We start from the raw sequence: 19,043 nt of genomic DNA, 5'->3' as shown, positions 1-19,043 counted from the left end.
CGGGGAGATTGGCCTGTGAGGGCTCAGGACTTCAACCGCGCGATCAGGGCGGCGGTGGACGGGTCGTGCGCGCCCGCCGCGCCGCCCTCGAGCTCGGCCAGCACGCGGGTCGCCAGGGTCTTGCCCAGCTCCACGCCCCACTGGTCGAAACTGTCGATCTCCCAGAGCACGCCCTCGACGAAGGTCTTGTGTTCGTAGAGCGCGATGAGCGCGCCGAGACGCGCGGGATCGAGACGGTCGAGCAGGATGAAGCTGGAGGGCCGGTCGCCGGGGAAGGCGCGGTGGGCGTCCGGGGTCTCGGCGGGGGGCCGGCCGACCATCAGGGCCTCGGCCTGGGCGACCGCGTTCGCGAGCAGCTTGCGCTGGGCGGCCGGGTCGCCCTCGGAGCCCTCGCGCACCGCCAGGATGTCGATGGGCACGACGTCCGTGCCCTGGTGCAGCAGCTGGAAGAACGCGTGCTGGCCGTTGGTGCCCGCGTCGCCGAAGACGCTGGCGGCGGTGGCGTGCGCGACGGGCCGGCCGTTGGCCGTCACCCGCTTGCCGTTCGATTCCATCTCCAGCTGCTGCAGGAACGGTGCGAACAGGCGCAGCCGCTGGGCGTAGGGTACGACGGCCCGGATCGGGCGGCCGAGTCCGTTGCGGTTGAACACGTGCGCCAGCGCCAGCAGCACCGGCGCGTTGCGCGGGAGCGGCGCCGACTGGAAGTGCTGGTCCATCGCCCACGCTCCGGCGTGGAAGGCGGAGAACGCATCCCAGCCTAGGGCCACCGCGCAGGACAGGCCCACCGACGACCAGACCGAGTAGCGTCCGCCGACCCAGTCCCAGAAGCCGAAGACCTGGTCCGCCGGAACGCCGAAGGCCTGGGCCTTGTCCGGCGCGGCCGAGACGGCGACGAGGTGCGTGTCCGAGGCGGTTCCCAGGGCCGCACGGAGCCAGGCCCGGGCGGCCTCGGCGTTGGTCAGGGTCTCGAGGGTGGTGAAGGTCTTGGAGACGGTGACCAGCAGGGTCTCGGCCGGATCGAGACCGGTCAGCGCCTGGGCGAGCTCGGCCGGATCGACGTTCGCCACGAACCGCAGCTCGATCTGCGGGTCCAGCGGTTTCAGGGCCTCCCACACCAGCCGGGGGCCGAGGTCCGACCCGCCGATGCCGATGTGCACGATGGCCCGGAACGGCCGGCCGGTGCAGCCCCGCTTCGCGCCCGACCGGACGGCCTCGGCGAAGGCGCGCATGGCGTTTCGCACCGCCTCGACCTCGCCCGAGATCGGCTCCCCCTCGGCCCTCAGGTCCGCGCCATCGGGGGCGCGCAGCGCCATGTGGAGCGCCGGTCGGCCCTCGCTCACATTGACGATCTCGCCCGCGAACAGCCGCGCGCGGGCGGCTTCGACGTCAGCGGCCCTCGCGAGGTCCAGCAGCGTCTCCACGTCGGCCCGCGACCAGGGCTGCTTCGAGAGGTCGAGGATGAGCCCGGCGGCCTCCAGCGTCAGGCGCTCCAGCCGGTCCGGCTCGGCCGCGAACAGCCCCTCGATGCGTCGGTCCGCGGCGCCCCGCGCGGCGGCGGCAAGGGCCGCCCAGGCGGCGTCGGTCTGTCTCACGCGGGTCACCTCGATCTGGAGCGCGTTTTCGGATCCAAACGCGCTCATGTCATTGATTCCGGAGCCTCATGTTCCCGCTCGGACGGTTCCGTCTGAACGGGTGAGGCCCTAGGGGCGCGGCCGTCACTCGGCCGTGGCGTACTTCACGGCGCAGCCATAAGGCCGGCTGGCGGCTTCGGCCACCGGGCGCCCGGCTTTCAGGTCGGCCAGGGCCGCGGCCACGTAGTTCTTCGCGCCCTCCAGGCTGGCCGGGTCCGAGGAGGGCCGGTCGTCGATGCCGCCCATGTAGGCCAGGCGCCCGGCCTTATCGATGACGAACATGTGCGGCGTCGCCCTGGCGTCGTAGGCGCGCCCGACTGCGCCCGATGGGTCCAGCAGCACGTCGCTGGAATGGGCGCCGGCGCTGGCCTTCCACCTGCGCGCCTGCGGACCTGTGAGGTGCCCCTGGAAGCCGGGGGCCGACGAGATGATGGTCAGCCAGACGACGCCGTCCGCGGTGGCCCGCTTCTGCAGCGCCTGCATGTTCCCCGAGTTGTAGTGCTTCTGCACATAGGGGCAGCCGTTGTTGGTCCACTCTAGCACCACGGTCCGGCCGCGGAACTCGGCCAGCGACCGGCGCTTGCCGGCGGCGTCGAGGGCGGTGAAGGCGGGGGCGGGCTGCCCGAGGACGGGCGCCGCGGCCGCGAGGCCCGGCGCGGCCGTCAGCGCGATGGCGGCGACGATCAGGGCGCGGCGGTCGAACATGCTTCGCTCCGGGGAACGCGGGCGGCGACTAGCTCCGGCCGGCGGCGTCGATGGCCTTGACGACCATGCCTTCGGTGAGGAGCGAGGGCAGGATTACGGGCTCGCCGCCCTTCGCGCCATAGACGAGATAGAGCGGCACGCCCGCGCGGCCGAAACGGGCGAGCTCGGCGGCGATGCCGGGATCGCGCTTCGTCCAGTCGGCCTTGAGGTAGACGGCGTTGTTGCGCTTCAGCGCCTCCGACACCGCCTGGGTGGACAACGCCACGCGGTCGTTGACCTGGCAGCTCACGCACCAGGCCGCCGTGTAGTTCACCAGCACAGGCCGCCCCTCCGCCTGGAGGGCCGCGAGCTTCTCGGGCGTGTAGCCCTGGTCCTCGAGCTTCGCCGAGCCCGACGGCTTGCCCGACGCCACCGCGTAGGCGGGCCAGAAGGCGCCGCCGACGATCGCCACGGCCGCGAGCCCCGCCGCCCCGGTCGCCAGCGCGGCGGCCCGCCCGCCGATGGCGCGCCGCCGCTGGGCGGCCCCGGCGATCCAGAGCGCCAGGGCCAGCACGATGCCCGCGCCCAGGATGCGCGGCACGGCGTCGGGGCCCACCTGCACCGTCAGCACCCACACCAGCCACGCCACGGCGCCGTACATCGGGAAGGCGAGGACCTTCTTGAACACGTCCATCCAGGGCCCGGGCCGCGGCATCGCGCGCACCAGGGCGGGCGCGAAGGCCAGGGCCACGAACGGCAGGGCGAAGCCGACGCCGAGCGCGAGGAACACCACGAGGGCCGCCGCGGGCGGCTGGGTCAGCGCCCAGCCCAGGGCCGGGCCCATGAAGGGCGCCGTGCAGGGCGCCGCCACCACCACCGCCAGCACGCCCGTGAAGAACGAGCCGGCGAGGCCGCCCCTGGACGCGAAGTCCGAACCCACGCCCTGCAGAGAGGTCCCGATCTCGAACACGCCCGACAGGTTCAGCGCCACGGCCAGCATCAGCAGCGCGAGCGCGGCGACCACCGGCGGGTCCTGCAGCTGGAAGCCCCAGCCGACGGCCGAGCCGCCGGCGCGGAGCGCGATCAGCAGTCCGGCGAGCGCCAGGAACGTGGTGAGCACGCCGGCGCCGAAGGCCAGGCCCTGGCTTCGCGCCGCGGCCTGCTCGCCGCCGTGCCCCGCGAGCGAGGCCGCCTTCATGGCCAGCACGGGGAAGACGCACGGCATGAGGTTCAGGATGAGGCCGCCCAGCAGGGCGCCGAACGCCGCGGCCACGAGGCCGAGGTCGGGGGCGTCCGGCTTCGCCGCGGGCGAGCCCAGGCCGCCGGCGGCCGCCGGCAGGGGGCCGGCCGCGGCGGCGACCTCGTAGGCGCGCCCCTCGAGCGCGAGCACGCCGCCGATCTCTTCGGGCGCGCCGGTCTGGAAGGCGAACCCGGGCGTGAGCGTCAGCGTCAGTCCCTCGGGGCCGCGCTCCACGGCCTGCGGCTTGGCGTGATCGATCACCGAGCCCGAAAACGGGAAGAAGTAGGCCCCGGCGACATCGGCGCCCTTCAGCGCCGGTCCGACGATGGCCAGCTTCACGACGTCGCCCTCCTTCCGGAAGGCGGCCGTCAGGCCCGCCGGCTTGGGCGCCTCGGCCAGCGTCCGGGCGATCCTGCTGCCCCACTGGGCGTCGGCGGGGGCCGGCTGTTCGGTGACGGGAAGGTCGAGCGTGAGCGTGGCGCTCTCGGGCACGCAGATGTCGGCGCAGACCAGGAACTGGACCTTGGCGGTCAGCCGGGCCGTCTCGCCGGGACGCGCGCCGGCCGGCGCCGTCACCGAGAGCGGGAGCAGGACCTCGCCCTTGTAGCCGTAGTTCACGAGCGGGCCGAACGGCAGGCGCTCGGGCGTGGGCCAGGTGAAGTCCGAGACGGTCCAGCCGGCCGGCAGCGTCCACGCCGCCGCGGTCGCCTCCCCGGAATCGCCCGCATTGCGCCAGTAGGTGTGCCAGTCCTTCTGGATCTGCTGGCGAAGCGCGATGTGGACCGTCTGCCCCGGCGCCACGCCCCGCGTCGCCGGCACGAGCTCGGCCACGAGATGGCCCGTGTTGACGGGCGCGGCGAGCGCGAGGCCGGAGAAGAGAAGGGCGAGAAGTCCGCCCAGCAGCAAGCGCATCGTCACCTCAGAGCCCGGACCCCGATTGTACCGCCGCTATATGGCCTGCGGATGCCGGGACGCAAAGCGGCTCGACAGCGCAGACGGGGCCGCCATGATCGGCGAATCCCCTGTCCCGGCTGGAGTCCGCCGTTGCCTGCATCCTTCGACGATCTCTCGATCGGCCAGGTCGAGAACCTCGGCGTCGCCGCCGTCGACCCCGAGGCGCTGAAGACATTCGTGTCCGCGTTCACGCCGGGGTGGAGCGTGGACCGCGGCGCGCCCGACGCCATGGTCTTTGCGATCTGGGCGCGGCTCGACGCGATCGCGGCGACGGACTGGCCCCAGACCAAGCGGCTGGGCGTGGACGCCCTGCGCTGGATGCGCAACCCGCCCGCCGGAGAACTGCTCCGCGGGCGGATGACGGTGATGGCGAAGGACCCCGTGGGCGAAGACAAGGGCATCGTCATCGCCCAGCACGACCTGCTCGACGAGGCGGGACGGCTGGTCTTCTCCTGCCTGACGCGCAGCGTCTTCACGCGCTGAAGCCCCCTCCCGCTTCGACTTCGCCCCAAGGGAGCGAAAGGGAGAGGGCGGCGCGCCCGCTAGTTCAGGTTGGCGGCGGGCTGCTGCTCGGCGGCCCTGGTCATGGCGAGGGCGATCAGGCGGTCCCAGCCCACGAGGCTGTGGATGTGGGCGTAGATCTGGCCCAGCGCGCCGTTGTCGCGCAGTTCCACGAACTTTTCCGCGGGCACCTTGTTCAGCTTCTCTTCCGACACGCCGAAGTACTCGGCGATCTTCTGCGGCTCGCCGGCCGTGCCGTCGGGGTTGGCGGGCGTGAAGGTGGCTTCCTTGGTCTCGAACAGGTCCAGGTCCTTCAGGAGTTGCACGAAGCTCATGGTGCGCTGCCGCTCGACCTCGAAGTTGTTGCAGAACTCGATGCAGTTCTTCGTGTACTCGGTCGGCTCGCCGTTCGCCTCGAAGAAGGCCATGTCATAGCCCTTGTCGGTGATGAACTCGGCGTTGCGGTCGATGCACAGCACCATCTGCTTGTTCTGCTCGTCGTTGGCGAAGACGAACGGATAGCGGCGCACGTAGGCCGGGATGTAGATGCCGCTCTCGAAGGTGCCGTCGTCCTTCACGAACATGTTCTCGCCGGCGTTCAGGCCCATGACGGCGATCGGGAGCTTCTCCTCGCCCACGAAGATGATCGGGCCGGTGACGGCGGCCAGCGGGAACTCGCCCACGGTCAGCGGGATGGCGTGGCCGGCCTTGGCGAAGCCGAACGGGCCGTCCATGCGCTTCACGCCGAGGTTGGAATGCAGTTCCTTCGCCAGCGGCTCGGGCTTCGAATAGAACAGGACGTTGCCGGAGAGTTGGCCCGGGGCCTGCGGGGTCGTGGTGGTCATCGGGAACCTTCGAAAATCTGGTGTGCGCCGCGCCGGGCGTGCGGCCTGCGGGCAAGGTCGCCTCCTCTAGCCGATCCGTGTTTCGGCGGCAAATGCGACGCGCGGCCGGCCCCCTCCGTCGGGCGCTTGCGCCGTCAGGGGCGCCTGGCGGCGAAGACCACGTGCTGGCGCAGCGGATGGCCCTCGGGCAGGCCGGTGTGGACGAAATCCCGCGAGGGATCGGCGGCCATGCCGATCCGGCGCATGACGGCCTGGGAGCGGACGTTCGTGGACGCCGTCCAGGCCAGGATCTCGTCCGTGTCGAGATTGGCGAAGCCCCAGTCCAGGCAGGCCTGCGCCCCCTCGGTGGCGAGACCGGTCCCCTGCGCCTCGGGCGACAGACGCCAGCCCAGCTCGATGGCCGTGGGGGCCGGGGGGCCGACGTTGCCGCGGATGCCGATCATGCCGATGAGCTTGCCGTCGGCCTTCCGCTCCGCGGCGAAGAAGCCGTAGCCGTCGCGGGCCATCTGCTCGCTGATCCGGTCCATCAGGGCGTCGCTGGCGGCGCGGTCGATCGCTCCGCCCAGCCAGTCGCCGACGCGCGGGTCGCCGTTGAGGGCCGCGAAGGCCTCGCGGTCCGCGTCGCGCCAGGGCCGCAGGATCAGGCGCTCGGTCTCGATCATGCCCTTGCCTCCTATTGGGGGCGCGGACCCGTCAGCGCGCCGTAGAGGTCGGTGCGGCGGTCGCGGAAGAAGCCCCACGCGGCGCGGTGCGTGGCCAGGTAGTCCAGGTCGAAATCGGCGGCGAGCACGCCCTCGTCCTCGCGGCCCAGCGCAGCCACCAGGTCGCCGCGGTGGTCGGCGATGAAGCTGGAGCCGTAGAACTGCTGGCCGCCGTTGGGATAGCCGGCCCACGGTTCGAAGCCCGTGCGGTTGGCCCCCACCACCGGGATCACGTTCGACACGGCGTGGCCCTGCATCGCCCGCCGCCAGGGCGCGGCGGTGTCCAGCGTCGGGTCGTGCGGCTCGGAGCCTATGGCGGTGGGGTAGAACAGCACCTCTGCGCCCATCAGGGCCATGGCCCGCGCGCACTCCGGGTACCACTGGTCCCAGCAGATCCCGACGCCCAGGCGGCCGAAGCGGGTGTCCCAGACCTTGAAGCCCGTGTCCCCCGGCCGGAAGTAGTACTTCTCCATGTAGCCGGGGCCGTCGGGGATGTGGCTCTTGCGGTAGACGCCCATGAGCGAGCCGTCGGCGTCGGCCATCACCAGGCTGTTGAAGTAGTGCGGGCCCTCGCGCTCGAAGATCGAGATCGGGATCACGACGCCCAGCTCCCCCGCCAGCGGCGCCAGCGCCGTCACGCAGGGGTGCTCGCGCCACGGATGGGCGGTGGCGAACCAGCGCTCCTCCTGCGCCACGCAGAAGTAGGGCCCCTGGAACAGCTCGGACGGCAGGACCACCTGCGCGCCGCCGGCGGCCGCCTGGCGGACGAAGTCCTTCGTCTTCTCGATGTTGGCCGCCAGGTCCTCGCCGTACGAGGTCTGGATGGCGGCCACCTTGATCGTGCGGGGCATCAGGCCGGCTCCTGCTGGGTGATGCAGTGAAAGGACCCGCCGCCGGTGAGGATGGCGGAGGAGGGCAGGCCGATCACCGCGCGGTCGGGGAAGACCTCCTTCAGCACGCCCACGGCGAAGTCGCCCGGCTGCTTCTCGTAGATCGGCACGATCACCGCCCTGTTGGCGATGAGGAAGTTCATGTGGCTGGCGGGGATGGGGCCGTCCTCGCCGTCGATCCAGCCCGGCGAGGGGATGCGCACCACCTTCAGCGTCTCGCCGTCGGCGTCGGTCATGCCCGAGAGGCGGCGCGCGGCGTCGTCGTAGGCCTCGGCGTTCGGGTCGCCCCGCCCCCAGGCCACGGGCACGGCGACCGTGGCCGGCGCGACGAACCGCGCGAGGTTGTCCACGTGACCGTCGGTGTGGTCGTTGCGAAGGCCCTCGCCCAGCCAGAGCACCTTGCGCGCGCCGAGGCTCTGCGCCAGCGCGGCCTCGGCCTCGGCGGCGGTCCAGCCGGGGTTGCGGTTGCGGTTCAGCAGGCACTGGTCGGTGGTGAGCACCGTGCCGCGGCCGTCGTGGTCGACCGCCCCGCCTTCCAGGATGAAGTCGTGGGCGACGAGCGGCGCGCCGGCCGCCTCGGCGATCTGCTGCGCGACCGTGTCGTCGTGCTCCAGGGCGTACTTCCCGCCCCAGCCGTTGAAGCGGAAGGCGAGCGCCTTGCCGTCCGCGAAGATGGGCCCGGTGTCGCGCAGCCAGATGTCGCCGAAGCGGCCGGGGACGATCTCGATCCCGTCGACGCCGGCCAGCATCGCGCGGGCCGCCGCCTCGCCGTCGGGATGCCCCGTCATCAGGCGCACCCGCTCCCCGCCCGGGCCGGCCAGGGCGCGCGCCAGCGCTGCGACCTCGCCCTGCGCGGCCGCGAGGTCGTCCTGCCACAGCTCCGCGTGGCTGGGGAAACCCAGCCACATGGCGCGGTGCGGCGCCCACTCGGGCGGAACGACGAAGCTCATCGTGGGTCACGTCTCCCAAAGGCGTGCGCAGATGGCCCCCGCCGTCCCCTGCGTCAAGCGCGCAGCGAAAAGGGCGGCCGCGTCGCCGCGGCCGCCCCTTCCAGCTTCGATCCGGCTTCGAGCCTAGAACTCGAAGTGCAGCGTCGCGATGAAGCTGCGGCGGTAGCCCGGCTGGCCCAAGGCCGTACCCGAGATGTTGGGCGTGATGTCGCCCAGGTAGCGCTCGTTGAACGCGTTACGGACGTTGAGCTGGAGGTAGGTGTCCTTCAGCCCCACGCTTTCCATGGACGGCAGGCTGGTCAGCTTGAAGCGCACGTCGAAGTCCACGAGCTGGTAGCCGCGGAATTTCTCGGTGTTCACGAGGTTGGTGTAGCGGTCGCCCACCCACTTCACCTGCGCGCCGAGGCTCAGCCAGTCCATCGGGTCGTACTGGACGCGGGCGCCGCCCTGGTGCCTGGGCGTCTCGTACACCTGCTTGCCCGTGGTGGGCAGAAGCACGTTGGACTCGCGGATGTCGTTCTGAATCTCGGAGTCGATGAACGAGTAGGACGCGTAGAAGCTGAACTCGTCGGCCGGCTTCCAGCCGAACTGGAAGTCGAAGCCCTTGTTGTCCACATCGCCGACGTTCTGCGAGAACGAGACGTTGGAAGCTTCGTCGAGCACGCGCTCGATCCGGTTCTTGAACTGGGTCAGATAGACGGCGGCCGAGACCATGAACACGTCGTCCTGGTAGCGGAGGCCCACGTCGTAGGTCCGCGAGGTTTCGGGGTCCGGGTCGACCAGAACCTGATCGTAGAGGTCGTCGGTTCGCGGAACCGAGATCGTCTCGGCGTAGCTCGCATAGACCGACAGGTTGTCGGTGAAGTCGTAGCTGGCGCCGACGTTGGGCAGGATGTCGTCGTACTTGCGCTTGAACGAACGCGGCTGGCCATAGCGGAACGTCGCGTTGGTGTTCAGCGCGGCGGCCGGGAAGGTGACCAGCGGGCGGCCGGCGCCGTCGTTGGTGCCGGGAACCGGAGTGCCGACCTGGGTCGTGCAATAGGCGTTGAAGGTGTTCTGCTGGAAGCAGTAGTTGTTCAGGTCGCGCTTGAAGAAGGGCGCCCGGACGCCGACGTTCAGCAGCAGCTTGTCTTCCAGGAAGCGGCCGCGCCACTCGGCCGCAACCTGGTTCAGCATGGCGATCGAGAGGCGATCGCGGCGGCGCAGGTTGGTGCCGTCGGGCAGCGTCACTTGACGCCCCTGGCCGTCCTTGCCCCCGAAGACGTTCTCGGGAATGCCGTTCTGGTCGATGAAGCCGACATCGCCGGTCTGACGGTGCTTGGCGCGGTCGAAGGTGTAGGCCAGGCGCACGCTCTGGTTCTCGGCGTACTTCCAGATCAGCGAGGTGGTGACGCCGTAGCGCCGCGTGTTCGTGGTGTTCGGGCGGTAGAGGAACACACGGTCCAGGGTGTCGCCGTCGCCGTTCAGGTCGACGCCCGCCGCGGTGGAGTTCCCGCGCAGCTGTGGATCATTCTCGGGAAACACCTGTGCGCCGCCGCCATTTGCCAGCACGTACTGAAACGACGGGTCGACGGTGAGCGTGAGGGTGTCAGACAGGTTCCAGCTTGAGAGGCCGCGGATGTTGCCGGTGTTCGACGGGTTGATGGTGAATTCATAGAAGCCGGTCGGGCAGGTGAATGCGCCGGAGTTGTCCACCTGGGCCGTGCCGCCGGCCGGCGTCGGGCGAAGGCAGACCGAGGGCGCGACCATGCTCGTGTCGGGCGCGCCCGCAGCGGTCCGGCCCTGGCGCTGGAACGTGGCCAGGTTGATCCGGTTGATGAAATTGTTGCGGTTTTCGTTGTAGTTGAAGATCAGGCTGGCCTGGCCGAAGTCGCCGAAGTCCTGGTCGATACGGCCGTTGAACTGCTTCTTCTCGATGCCGCCCGGCGCCGGGATCGGCGAGTTGATCGGGCGGAAGTGGTCGTACTTCTGGTACATGCCCGAGATCCAGAGGCGGGTCCCGAAGGGGCCGATCTCGCCGCTGTTCACCGTGACGTAGTAGCGCTGCATGTCTTCCGAGCCGTAGCCCAGCTCGCCGCGGACGCCGAACTCGCGGGTCGTGCGCTTGGTGACGTAGTTGATCGTGCCGCCCGCGGCCGCGGCCGTGGGGCTGTCGACGTCGGTGGTGCCGAGGTTGACCGTCACGCGCTCGATCAGGTCGGACTCGAGCTGCTGGTTCGGGAACACGGCGTAGTTGCCGCTGTCGTTCAGCGGAACGCCGTCCTGCAGCACCGCGACCCGCTGCGAGTCGAAGCCGCGGATGACGAAGTCGCCGCCGGCCGAGCCGTAGGCGTCGTTGTTGGTGAAGTTGACGGCCGGCAGCAGGTTGATGGTGTCGAGCACCGACTGGCCGGGCGTCTGCCGGCTGATGAACTCGGCGGTGATCGCCGCACGGGACTTGGGCTCTTCGATCGCCACGATGGCGCCGTCGAGGTTACGCGGGCCGGTGGAGCCGGTGACGACCAGTTCCTCGACGATCGCGGTGCCGGTGGACTGCGCGAACGCCGCGCCCGAGATCAGCAGGCCCGTGGCGAGCGCCGTGGTCGCGCAGAGCGCGCGGCTGAGTTTGATCTGCATTCAGTAGCCCCTTCAGAGAGATCCCTGCGATGGGGCTCCCCTCCGGCGCCCCTGGATCTTGCGGCGCCATATAGCGCGTAAATCGGGGCTGTTGGTGACGGTTTTGCTACGGTGTGCCCGAGACCGTCACACTGCGGCCTAAACGCATCAGTCTTTGTGCGTTTCGGCGGCAGCCGCTAACGTCCGCGGCCTGTCGGAGTGGCGGTATGACGCAGCCTGAGACCGGCCGCGCGGCGGCGAGCGACCTGCGCGCGGCGGCGGTCCTGGTGATCGGCCTGTCCCTCGCCCGCCTGGGCGCGCTGTTCCTGACGCCGCTCGAGCTCTATCCGGACGAAGCCCAGTACTGGCTTTGGTCGCGGACGCTGGACTTCGGCTACTATTCCAAGCCGCCGATGATCGCCTGGGCGATCTGGGCGACGACGGCCATCGGCGGCGACGCCGAGCCGTGGGTGCGGCTGTCGGCCGTGCTGTTCCAGGGCGCGGCCACCTTCGTCGTCTTCCTGATCGGCCGCCGGCTCTACGGCGGCGCCGTGGGGCTGGCGGCGGCGGCCCTCTACGGCCTCATGCCGGGCGTGCAGGTCTCGGCCCTCGTGGCCGCCACCGACGCGCCGCTGCTCTTCTTCCTGGGTCTCACCGTCCTCGCGTATATCCACCTCCTGGACGCCGGCGGGCGGCGGCGCGTCGCCCTCGCGGCGGCGATGGGCGTGGCCCTCGGCCTCGCTTTCCTGTCGAAGTACGCCGCGATCTACGCGGTCGCCGGGCTTGCGCTGCACGCCGCCCTCTCGACGCGGGCCCGCGCCGCCTGGAGGTGGGCGCCCCTGGCCGCTGGACTGGCGACGCTGGCCTGTGTGCTGGCGCCCAACGTGGTCTGGAACGCCGCGCACCAGTTCGCCACCGTGCAGCACACCGCCTCCAACGCCGCCTGGAACGGCGTCCAGCTGTTCAACCTGGCGACCGTCGCCGAGTTCGTGGGCTCGCAGTTCGGGGTCTTCGGCCCGATCCCGCTGGCCGTCCTGCTGGCCGGCGTGATCCTGGCCCTGCGCGGCCGGCGGCTGTCGGACGCCGACGTCACGCTGCTGTGCTTCACGCTGCCGCCGCTCCTGATCGTCACCGCGCAGGCCTTCATCAGCCGCGCCAACGCCAACTGGTCGGGCGCGGGCTACCTGACCGGTTCGGTGCTCGCCGCGGCCTGGCTCGTCCGCTGGCGGGCGCGCCGGTGGCTGGTCGCGGCGCTGGCGCTGCAGGGCGCGATCGCGGCGTTCTTCCTGGCGGCGCTGGTCTCGCCCGCGCTGGCCGACAAGGCGGGGCTGTCCAACGGCCTCAAGCGCCTCCGCGGCTGGAGCCAGACGGCCGACCTGATCCTCGACCGGGCCGAACGCGAGCCGGGGCTGACGGCCATCGCCGTGAACAACCGCTTCCTCTTCTACGCCACCGCCTACTACGGCCGCGACCGCTTCGCGGCCGGCGCGCCGCCGCTGACCGCCTGGCTGCTGATGGAGGGCCCGCGCAACCAGGCCGAAACCGCCGCGCCCCTGACGCGCGAGCTGGGGCGCCGCGTGCTGATGGTCAGCTACGAGGGCTGGCGGCGCGCCGAGATGGAGGCCGACTTCGCTCGCGCCTCGGGCCTCGAGATCGGCAGCGTGCGGCTCGACCGCAAGCGCAAGCGGCGGGTCGAGATGTTCGTCGGCGAGGGCCTGGACCCGCGGCCGCGCGACGCGGCTACCGGGCTCCCCACACCACCCTGAGCGTGCGGTCCCAGCCGCAGCCCTGGCGGTAGCGGCCATAGTGGGCCGGGTTCTTCTTGGCGAAGTCCTGGTGATAGGCCTCGGCGGTCCAGAACGGCGTCGCGCTGCGGGTGGTCACCGTGATCTTGCGGCCCAGCTCCTTCTCGTACTTCACCCGCGCAGCCTCGGCGATGGCCCGCTCCTCGCGGTTCGCCGTGAAGACCGCGGTCCGGTAGGACGGGCCCTTGTCGCACATCTGCCCGGTCGGATCGGTGGGGTCGATGTTGTGGTAGAAGGTGTCGACCAGCTGGGCGTAGCTGATCTTCGCCGGGTCGTAGGTGACCTTCACCGCCTCCAGGTGCCCCGCGTGGTTCTCGTAGGTGGGGTTCGAGCTCGTGCCGCCCGAGTAGCCCGACACGGCCGAGGTCACGCCCGGGGTCGCCTCGAAGAACTTCTCCACAGACCAGAAGCAGCCGCCGGCGAACACGGCGGTCTTGGTGGCGGCGGTCGCGGTCGAGCCCAGCAGGCCCGCGACGGCCAGGGCGGCGGCAAAGGTCAGCGTCTTCATGGTCGGCAGCATTCCTCACGTCTCGCCGGTCCGGCAAGTCCATGCGTCAATACGTGAGACGGCGCCCGCAAGGCTTCAAGCGAGGCCGCGATGCGGCCTGCGCATCGACGCGATGTCCGCGCCGGCGGCTGACCCTAGGCTCCGACGCCCTCCGCCACCCGGAACGCGGCCTCGGTCTTCGCGCGCACCTCGTCGACCGTCACGCCGTCGGCCAGTTCGAGCAGCGTCAGCGGCGATTTCCCGCGGTTCACCTCGAAGACGCCCAGGTCGGTGATCACCAGGTCCACCACGCCCGCGCCGGTGAGCGGCAGGGTGCAGGCCTTCAGCAGCTTGGGCGCGCCGGTCTTTTCGGTGTGCTCCATGACCACGACCACGCGCTTGACGCCGGCCACCAGGTCCATGGCGCCGCCCATGCCCTTCACCATCTTGCCGGGCACCATCCAGTTCGCCAGGTCGCCGTTCTCGGCCACCTGCATGGCGCCCAGGATGGACAGGTCGATGTGGCCGCCCCGGATCATCGCGAACGAGTCGGCCGACGAAAAGAACGAGCTGGAGGGCAGGGCCGTGATGGTCTGCTTGCCGGCGTTGATGAGGTCGGCGTCGACCTCGTTCTCGGTGGGGAACGGCCCCATGCCCAGCATGCCGTTCTCGCTCTGCAGCGTGACGCTGACGCCCGAGGGGATGTAGTTGGCCACCAGGGTCGGGATGCCGATGCCCAGGTTCACGTAGAAGCCGTCGCGCAGCTCGCGCGCGGCGCGGGCGGCGATCTGGTCGCGGGTCCAACCCTTGCTGTCCTGGGCCATCACGCCGCTCCTTCCAGCTTGCGCGTGGTGCGCTGCTCGATCCGCTTCTCGTGCGTCCCCTGCAGGATCCGGTCGACGAAGATGCCGGGGGTGTGGATCTGGTCGGGGTCCAGCGCGCCGACCTCGACCAGCTGCTCGACCTCGGCCACGCAGACCTTTCCGGCGGTGGCCATCATCGGATTGAAGTTCCGCGCGGTCATCCGGTAGACGAGGTTGCCCTCGGCGTCGCCCTTCCAGGCCTTGACGATCGACAGGTCGGCGGTGAGGCCCCGCTCCATCACATAGAGCTCGCCGTCGAACTCGCGGACCTCCTTGCCCTCGGCCACCAGGGTGCCGACGCCGGTCTTGGTGAAGAAGGCGGGGATGCCCGCGCCGCCCGCCCGGATCCGCTCGGCGAGCGTGCCCTGCGGGTTGAACTCCAGCTCCAGCTTGCCCGACAGGTAGAGCTCGGCGAACAGCTTGTTCTCGCCCACGTAGCTCGAAATCATCTTGCGGATCTGACCGCCGGCCAGCAGCACGCCGAGGCCGAAGTCGTCGACGCCGCAGTTGTTCGAGACCACGGTCAGGTCCTTGACCCCGGAAGCCCGGATCGCCGCGATCAGGTTCTCCGGGATGCCGCAGAGGCCGAAGCCGCCCGCCATGATCGTCATGCCGTCGAAGAGCAGCCCTTGCAGCGCCTCGACCGCGTCCTTGCGCACCTTGTTCGCCATGTCCGCCCAATACGCCCCAACGGCGCGATTGAGAACCGGTCGCGGAAAATAATTCACCCAATGATGATTTGGGACGGACCGCCAGCTTTCCGGTCTAGAGTGGCGGCATGCATGCCGACAACGCCCTGACCCAGGCTCTCGTCTACCTCGCGGCCGCGGTGCTTTCGGTGCCGATCGCCAAGCGGCTGGGGCTGGGCTCGGTGCTGGGCTACCTCATCGCCGGGGCCCTCGTGGGGCCCTTCGTTCTCGACCTCGTGGGCGAGCCGGCCGACGTGATGGCCTTCGCCGAGTTCGGCGTGGTCATCCTGCTCTTCCTGATCGGGCTCGAGGTCAGGCCAGCCCTGCTCTGGCAGATGCGCAACGCGATCTTCGGCCTGGGCCTGCTGCAGATGACGACCAGCGCCGCGGTGATCGGCGGGATCGTCCTGGCCCTGGGAGCCACGCCGGCGGTGGCCGTAGCGGCCGGGCTGATCCTGGCCCTGTCGTCGACGGCCATCGTGCTGTCGAACCTGGAGGAGCGGGGCCTGCGCCAGGGGGCCGTGGGCCGCGCCTCGTTCGGCGTCCTCCTGTTCCAGGACCTGGCGGTGATCCCGCTCTTCGCGCTGCTGCCCCTGCTGAGCGCCGACGGGGCGGCGGCGGGCCCGTCGGCGCACGCCGGCGTGCTGGGCGGCCAGCCGGAATGGGTGCGGGTGCTGGCCACCTTCGGCGCGGTGGCCATCGTGGTCGTCGGGGGCCGCTACCTGATGCGCCCGATGTTCCGCTTCATCGCCGCGGCCCGCCTGCGCGAGATCTTCACGGCCTCGGCCCTGCTGCTGGTGGTGGCGGTGGCCGCCCTGATGGAGCTGGTGGGCCTCTCGCCCGCGCTCGGCGCCTTCCTGGCGGGCGTGGTCCTGGCCGAGAGCGAGTTCCGGCGCGAGATCGAGACCGACATCGAGCCGTTCCGCGGGCTGCTCCTGGGTCTCTTCTTCATCACGGTTGGGGCCGGGCTGAACCTGGGCCTGGTGGCCGCGCAGCCCGTGCTGATCTTCGGCCTCACCCTGGCGCTGATGGTCGCGAAGTTCGCGGCGATGTTCGGCTCCGGGTTCTTCCTGGGCAAGAACCGGCGCGAATGCGGCATGGTCGCCGTGGCCCTGGCCCAGGGCGGCGAGTTCGCGTTCGTGCTGCTGGGGTTCGCGGCCGGCGCGCGCGTGTTCACGGCCGGGGAGGCCGAGCTGGCTACGGCGGTGGTCGCGCTCTCGATGGCCCTGACGCCGCTCGCCTTCACCGCCTACGACCGGCTGGTGATGAGCCGGGCCACCGCGCGCCCCGAGCCCGAGCGGCTGCCGTTCGACGAGGGTGCGCCCGAGGTGATCGTGGCGGGCTTCGGCCGCTTCGGGCAGATCGCCACCCGCCTGCTGATCGCCAACGGCTTCCGGGTCGTCCTGCTGGACTCCTCGATCGAGCAGCTGGACCTGATCCGGCGCTTCGGCTGGCGGGTCCACTACGGCGACGCCAGCCGGCTGGACCTCCTGCGCCAGGCCGGCGCCGACAAGGCGCGGCTGCTCATCGTGGCCATCGACGACCGCGCCAAGGCCCAGGAGGTGGTCGAGCTCGCCAAGGAGGCCTTCCCCGATCTGGCGGTGATCGCGCGCGCCTACGACCGCCGTCACGCCTACGAGCTGCTCGCCGCCGGCGCCGACGACGTGGAGCGCGAGACCTACGAGAGCGCGCTGAACTTCGGGCGCCGCGCCCTGGTGAGGCTCGGGTTCACGGACCGGCGGGCGCTGCGCTCGGCGGTGATCTTCCGCGAACACGACGAGGCGCTCTTCCGCCGGCTGCAACCCACCTATGCCGAGGAGGACCGCTACATCGAGGCGACCCGGGCCTCGCGCGAGACCTTCGAGCGCCTGATCCAGACCGAAATGGCCCGGCTGGAGGCCGAGGAAGAGGAGGCGGCGCCAACGGCGTCCTGACGATCGCGGAGACCGTGAGAGTCGGAACAAGGCGTGCCCAGGGGGGTTCTACCGGCCCTCGAAGCAGCTCTAGGACGACCATGTTTCCGGCCCTGCGACTGGCGAATCTGGGGGAGTTCACGCCCCGCGTACCCGACGCCGAGGCCCTGCACCGGGCGCTCGCACACTGGAACCGCGAGCGGCTCGAGCCGCGCCTGCCCACGCCCGACTGGAAGGCCGAGCTGGAGCGGGAACACCAGATGCTGCGGCTCGAGGGCGCCTTCATCGAGGCCTTCCGCCGCCACGTCGCCCCGCTGGTGGCCAACGTTCCCACCGAGGCCGAACCCTTCGTCGCCTGGTTCGAAAGCCTCAAGGACTCGGGCCCGGGGCAGTGGGATCCGCTGTTCGATTGGCTCGCGACGAGCGCCAGCCGCGAGCAGATGAAGTGGTTCCTCACCCAGGAGGCGGCCGGGGAGGCCGGGTTCGACGACCTGGTGGCGTACACCCAGGTCAAGCTGCCCCAGCGGCCCAAGCTGGAGCTCGCGCGCAACTACTGGGACGAGATGGGGCGTGGCGCGGCCGGCGGCATGCATGGCCCGATGCTCGAGCGGACCGTCGAGGAGCTGGAGCTGGCGCCCGACATCGACGGCACCTGCTGGCAGGCGCTGGCGCTCGCCAACACCATGACCGCGCTCGCGACGACGCGGCGCTACACCTACCAGTCGGTGGGGGCCCTGGGCGTCGTGGAGCTGACCGCGCCCACGCGGGTCGCCAGCATCGCCGACGGCCTGAAGCGCCTCGATTGCCCGCCGATCGCGCGGAAATACTTCCAGCTGCACGCCAACCTGGACGTCGAGCATTCGCGGGCCTGGAACGCCGAGGCCCTCGCGCCCCTGGTCGAGGAGGACGGCCGCCGCGCGCGTCCGCTCGCCGAAGGGGCCATGATGCGGCTGATCTGCGGGGAGCAGTGCTTCGAAGCCTACCGGGCCTACCTCTGGGCCCACGCGCACCCGCTGGTCTACGCGGCCGAGTGACCGGGCGCAGCGCCCGACCCCTGTGCAAGCGAGTAACGAGCATGCCCGACCTCAAGCCCTTCGCCTTTTCGATCTGCCCTGACGGCCCCTCGCACTGGACGTGGCGGGCGCTGAAGGACGACGGCCGCGTCGAGCAGGGCGCGGCGCCCACCCGCGCCGCCGCCGCCGCCTGCGTGATCAGCATCCTGGCGCGGAGCCAGCTCGCGGAGCCCGCAGCGCCGAACCGTCGCTCATAGAGCCGCGCCCCTCGCGATCGGACGCCGCAGCAGTGGCCGACGGTCGGACCCGGGTGTAGAAGGCGGCCATGAGCCAGGCCCTGCACCTTCAGGACTCCATCGAGCCCGTCTCCTTCACCCTGTTCGACAGGGACTTCGACACCTTCAGCCGCAACCTCGGCGACAGCTATGTCCGCTGGGGGTTCGCGGTGATCGGCGACCACGGCCTGCCGCAGGACCGGATCGACGCCGCGCTGGGGCAGATCAAGGCGTTCTTCGCCCTGCCCGAGGCGACGAAGCTCAAGTACAAGCTGGGGGTCGGCGGACAGCGCGGCTACACGCCCTTCGGCATCGAGACGGCCAAGGGCCACACCCACTACGACCTCAAGGAATTCTGGCACGTGGGCCGCAACCTGCCCGCCGGCCACCGCTTCCGCGACCACATGGCCGACAATGTCTGGCCCGACGCCGAGCTGCCGCAGTTCCGCGAGGCGGTGCAGTGGCTGTACGACGCGCTCGACGCCATGGGCCTGAAGGTGCTGGAAGCGATCAGCGTCTACCTCGGCCTGCCGCGCCACTTCTTCGACGACAAGGTGGACGTGGGCAATTCGATCCTGCGCCTGCTGCACTATCCGCCGGTGCCCCAGGACGGCCCGCACATCCGCGCCGGCGCCCACGAGGACATCAACGTCATCACCCTGCTGCTCGGCGCCGAGGAGGCGGGGCTGGAGGTGAAGGACCACGACGGGCGCTGGATCGCCATCAACCCGCCGGCCGGCAGCCTGGTCTGCAACATCGGCGACATGCTGCAGCGGCTGGTGAACCACAAGCTGCCGTCCACGACGCATCGGGTGGTCAACCCGGCGCCCGAGCGGCGGGGCTTCCCGCGCTATTCGACGCCCTTCTTCCTGCACTTCAACTCGGACTACCTGATCAAGACGCTGCCGGAGACGATCGACGCCGAGCACCCCGATCGCTACCCAGAGCCGATCACGGCCGACGGCTACCTCCAGGAGCGCCTGAAGGAGATCAAGCTCACCTGAGCG

Annotated in this window: 17 protein-coding genes; 6 read left to right on the top strand and 11 right to left on the bottom strand. The window is 70.8% G+C overall.

Translation table 11 applies throughout. The features are described 5' to 3' along the window. Nucleotides 1-23: 23 nt before the first annotated feature. From pgi to AC2D8W_RS11570, 3 genes are all read right to left on the bottom strand, one after another. The gene (pgi, locus tag AC2D8W_RS11580; protein WP_484671666.1) at nt 24-1,592 is read right to left on the bottom strand and encodes a glucose-6-phosphate isomerase; all 1,569 of its coding nucleotides are present in this window, start codon (nt 1,590-1,592) and stop codon (nt 24-26) included. 123 nt (nt 1,593-1,715) lie between these two features. Continuing rightward, nucleotides 1,716-2,336, bottom strand: coding sequence for a thioredoxin family protein (locus tag AC2D8W_RS11575; RefSeq protein ID WP_484671665.1), 621 nt, complete (start codon nt 2,334-2,336; stop codon nt 1,716-1,718). Between the two features lie 28 nt (nt 2,337-2,364). Next, complete coding sequence (locus tag AC2D8W_RS11570; protein WP_484671664.1) at nt 2,365-4,467, bottom strand: protein-disulfide reductase DsbD family protein; 2,103 nt, start codon at nt 4,465-4,467, stop codon at nt 2,365-2,367. A gap of 132 nt (nt 4,468-4,599) precedes the next feature. Here AC2D8W_RS11570 and AC2D8W_RS11565 point away from each other — a divergent pair, with 132 nt between their 5' ends. Further along, complete coding sequence (locus AC2D8W_RS11565; protein ID WP_484671663.1) at nt 4,600-4,992, top strand: hotdog family protein; 393 nt, start codon at nt 4,600-4,602, stop codon at nt 4,990-4,992. A 59-nt stretch (nt 4,993-5,051) separates the two neighbouring features. Here AC2D8W_RS11565 and AC2D8W_RS11560 read toward each other — a convergent pair whose 3' ends face one another. The 5 genes from AC2D8W_RS11560 to AC2D8W_RS11540 form a co-directional block, all read right to left on the bottom strand. Then, the gene (locus AC2D8W_RS11560) at nt 5,052-5,855 is read right to left on the bottom strand and encodes a SapC family protein (protein ID WP_484671662.1); all 804 of its coding nucleotides are present in this window, start codon (nt 5,853-5,855) and stop codon (nt 5,052-5,054) included. A 134-nt stretch (nt 5,856-5,989) separates the two neighbouring features. Then, entirely contained in the window at nt 5,990-6,517 is a 528-nt protein-coding gene (locus AC2D8W_RS11555; protein WP_484671661.1) for a GNAT family N-acetyltransferase, read from the bottom strand. Between the two features lie 11 nt (nt 6,518-6,528). Next, nucleotides 6,529-7,407 carry an N-carbamoylputrescine amidase gene (gene aguB, locus AC2D8W_RS11550; RefSeq protein ID WP_484671660.1) on the bottom strand — a complete coding sequence of 293 codons (879 nt, stop codon included), beginning with the start codon at nt 7,405-7,407 and terminating at the stop codon, nt 6,529-6,531. Beyond that, nucleotides 7,407-8,396, bottom strand: a complete 990-nt coding sequence (locus AC2D8W_RS11545; protein ID WP_484671659.1) for an agmatine deiminase family protein — start codon at nt 8,394-8,396, stop codon at nt 7,407-7,409. The genes aguB and AC2D8W_RS11545 overlap by 1 nt, the downstream gene beginning before the upstream one ends. 123 nt (nt 8,397-8,519) lie before the next feature. After that, nucleotides 8,520-11,012, bottom strand: a complete 2,493-nt coding sequence (locus AC2D8W_RS11540; protein WP_484671658.1) for a TonB-dependent receptor — start codon at nt 11,010-11,012, stop codon at nt 8,520-8,522. A gap of 206 nt (nt 11,013-11,218) precedes the next feature. Between AC2D8W_RS11540 and AC2D8W_RS11535 the strand changes: the two genes are divergently transcribed. Beyond that, nucleotides 11,219-12,757, top strand: a complete 1,539-nt coding sequence (locus tag AC2D8W_RS11535; protein WP_484671657.1) for an ArnT family glycosyltransferase — start codon at nt 11,219-11,221, stop codon at nt 12,755-12,757. On the opposite strand, the gene msrA is transcribed toward AC2D8W_RS11535, so the two are convergent. The 3 genes from msrA to AC2D8W_RS11520 all read right to left on the bottom strand — a co-directional run bounded on the left by msrA (nt 12,732) and on the right by AC2D8W_RS11520 (nt 14,817). Then, the gene (msrA, locus tag AC2D8W_RS11530) at nt 12,732-13,304 is read right to left on the bottom strand and encodes a peptide-methionine (S)-S-oxide reductase MsrA (RefSeq protein ID WP_484671656.1); all 573 of its coding nucleotides are present in this window, start codon (nt 13,302-13,304) and stop codon (nt 12,732-12,734) included. The two genes, AC2D8W_RS11535 and msrA, sit on opposite strands and share 26 nt — an antisense overlap. Before the next feature lie 134 nt (nt 13,305-13,438). Then, entirely contained in the window at nt 13,439-14,107 is a 669-nt protein-coding gene (locus AC2D8W_RS11525; RefSeq protein WP_293480330.1) for a 3-oxoacid CoA-transferase subunit B, read from the bottom strand. Next, entirely contained in the window at nt 14,107-14,817 is a 711-nt protein-coding gene (locus tag AC2D8W_RS11520) for a CoA transferase subunit A (RefSeq protein ID WP_484671655.1), read from the bottom strand. The genes AC2D8W_RS11525 and AC2D8W_RS11520 overlap by 1 nt, the downstream gene beginning before the upstream one ends. 107 nt (nt 14,818-14,924) lie before the next feature. On the opposite strand from AC2D8W_RS11520, the gene AC2D8W_RS11515 reads away from it, so the two are divergent. The 4 genes from AC2D8W_RS11515 to AC2D8W_RS11500 all read left to right on the top strand — a co-directional run bounded on the left by AC2D8W_RS11515 (nt 14,925) and on the right by AC2D8W_RS11500 (nt 19,040). After that, nucleotides 14,925-16,769 (top strand): monovalent cation:proton antiporter-2 (CPA2) family protein, encoded by a 1,845-nt coding sequence (locus AC2D8W_RS11515; protein ID WP_293480326.1) that lies wholly within the window; start codon nt 14,925-14,927, stop codon nt 16,767-16,769. 80 nt (nt 16,770-16,849) lie between these two features. Beyond that, complete coding sequence (locus tag AC2D8W_RS11510) at nt 16,850-17,782, top strand: iron-containing redox enzyme family protein (RefSeq protein ID WP_484671654.1); 933 nt, start codon at nt 16,850-16,852, stop codon at nt 17,780-17,782. Between the two features lie 41 nt (nt 17,783-17,823). Further along, nucleotides 17,824-18,018 (top strand): hypothetical protein, encoded by a 195-nt coding sequence (locus tag AC2D8W_RS11505; RefSeq protein WP_484671653.1) that lies wholly within the window; start codon nt 17,824-17,826, stop codon nt 18,016-18,018. Between the two features lie 68 nt (nt 18,019-18,086). Next, a complete protein-coding gene (locus AC2D8W_RS11500; protein WP_484671652.1) occupies nt 18,087-19,040 on the top strand; it encodes an isopenicillin N synthase family dioxygenase in 954 nt (317 codons plus the stop codon). Nucleotides 19,041-19,043 lie beyond the last annotated feature (3 nt).

This window comes from Phenylobacterium sp. T106 (assembly GCF_057219735.1).
The sequence above is the reverse complement of the archived record's forward strand: the minus strand, read 5'-3'. Positions and strand labels throughout refer to the sequence as shown.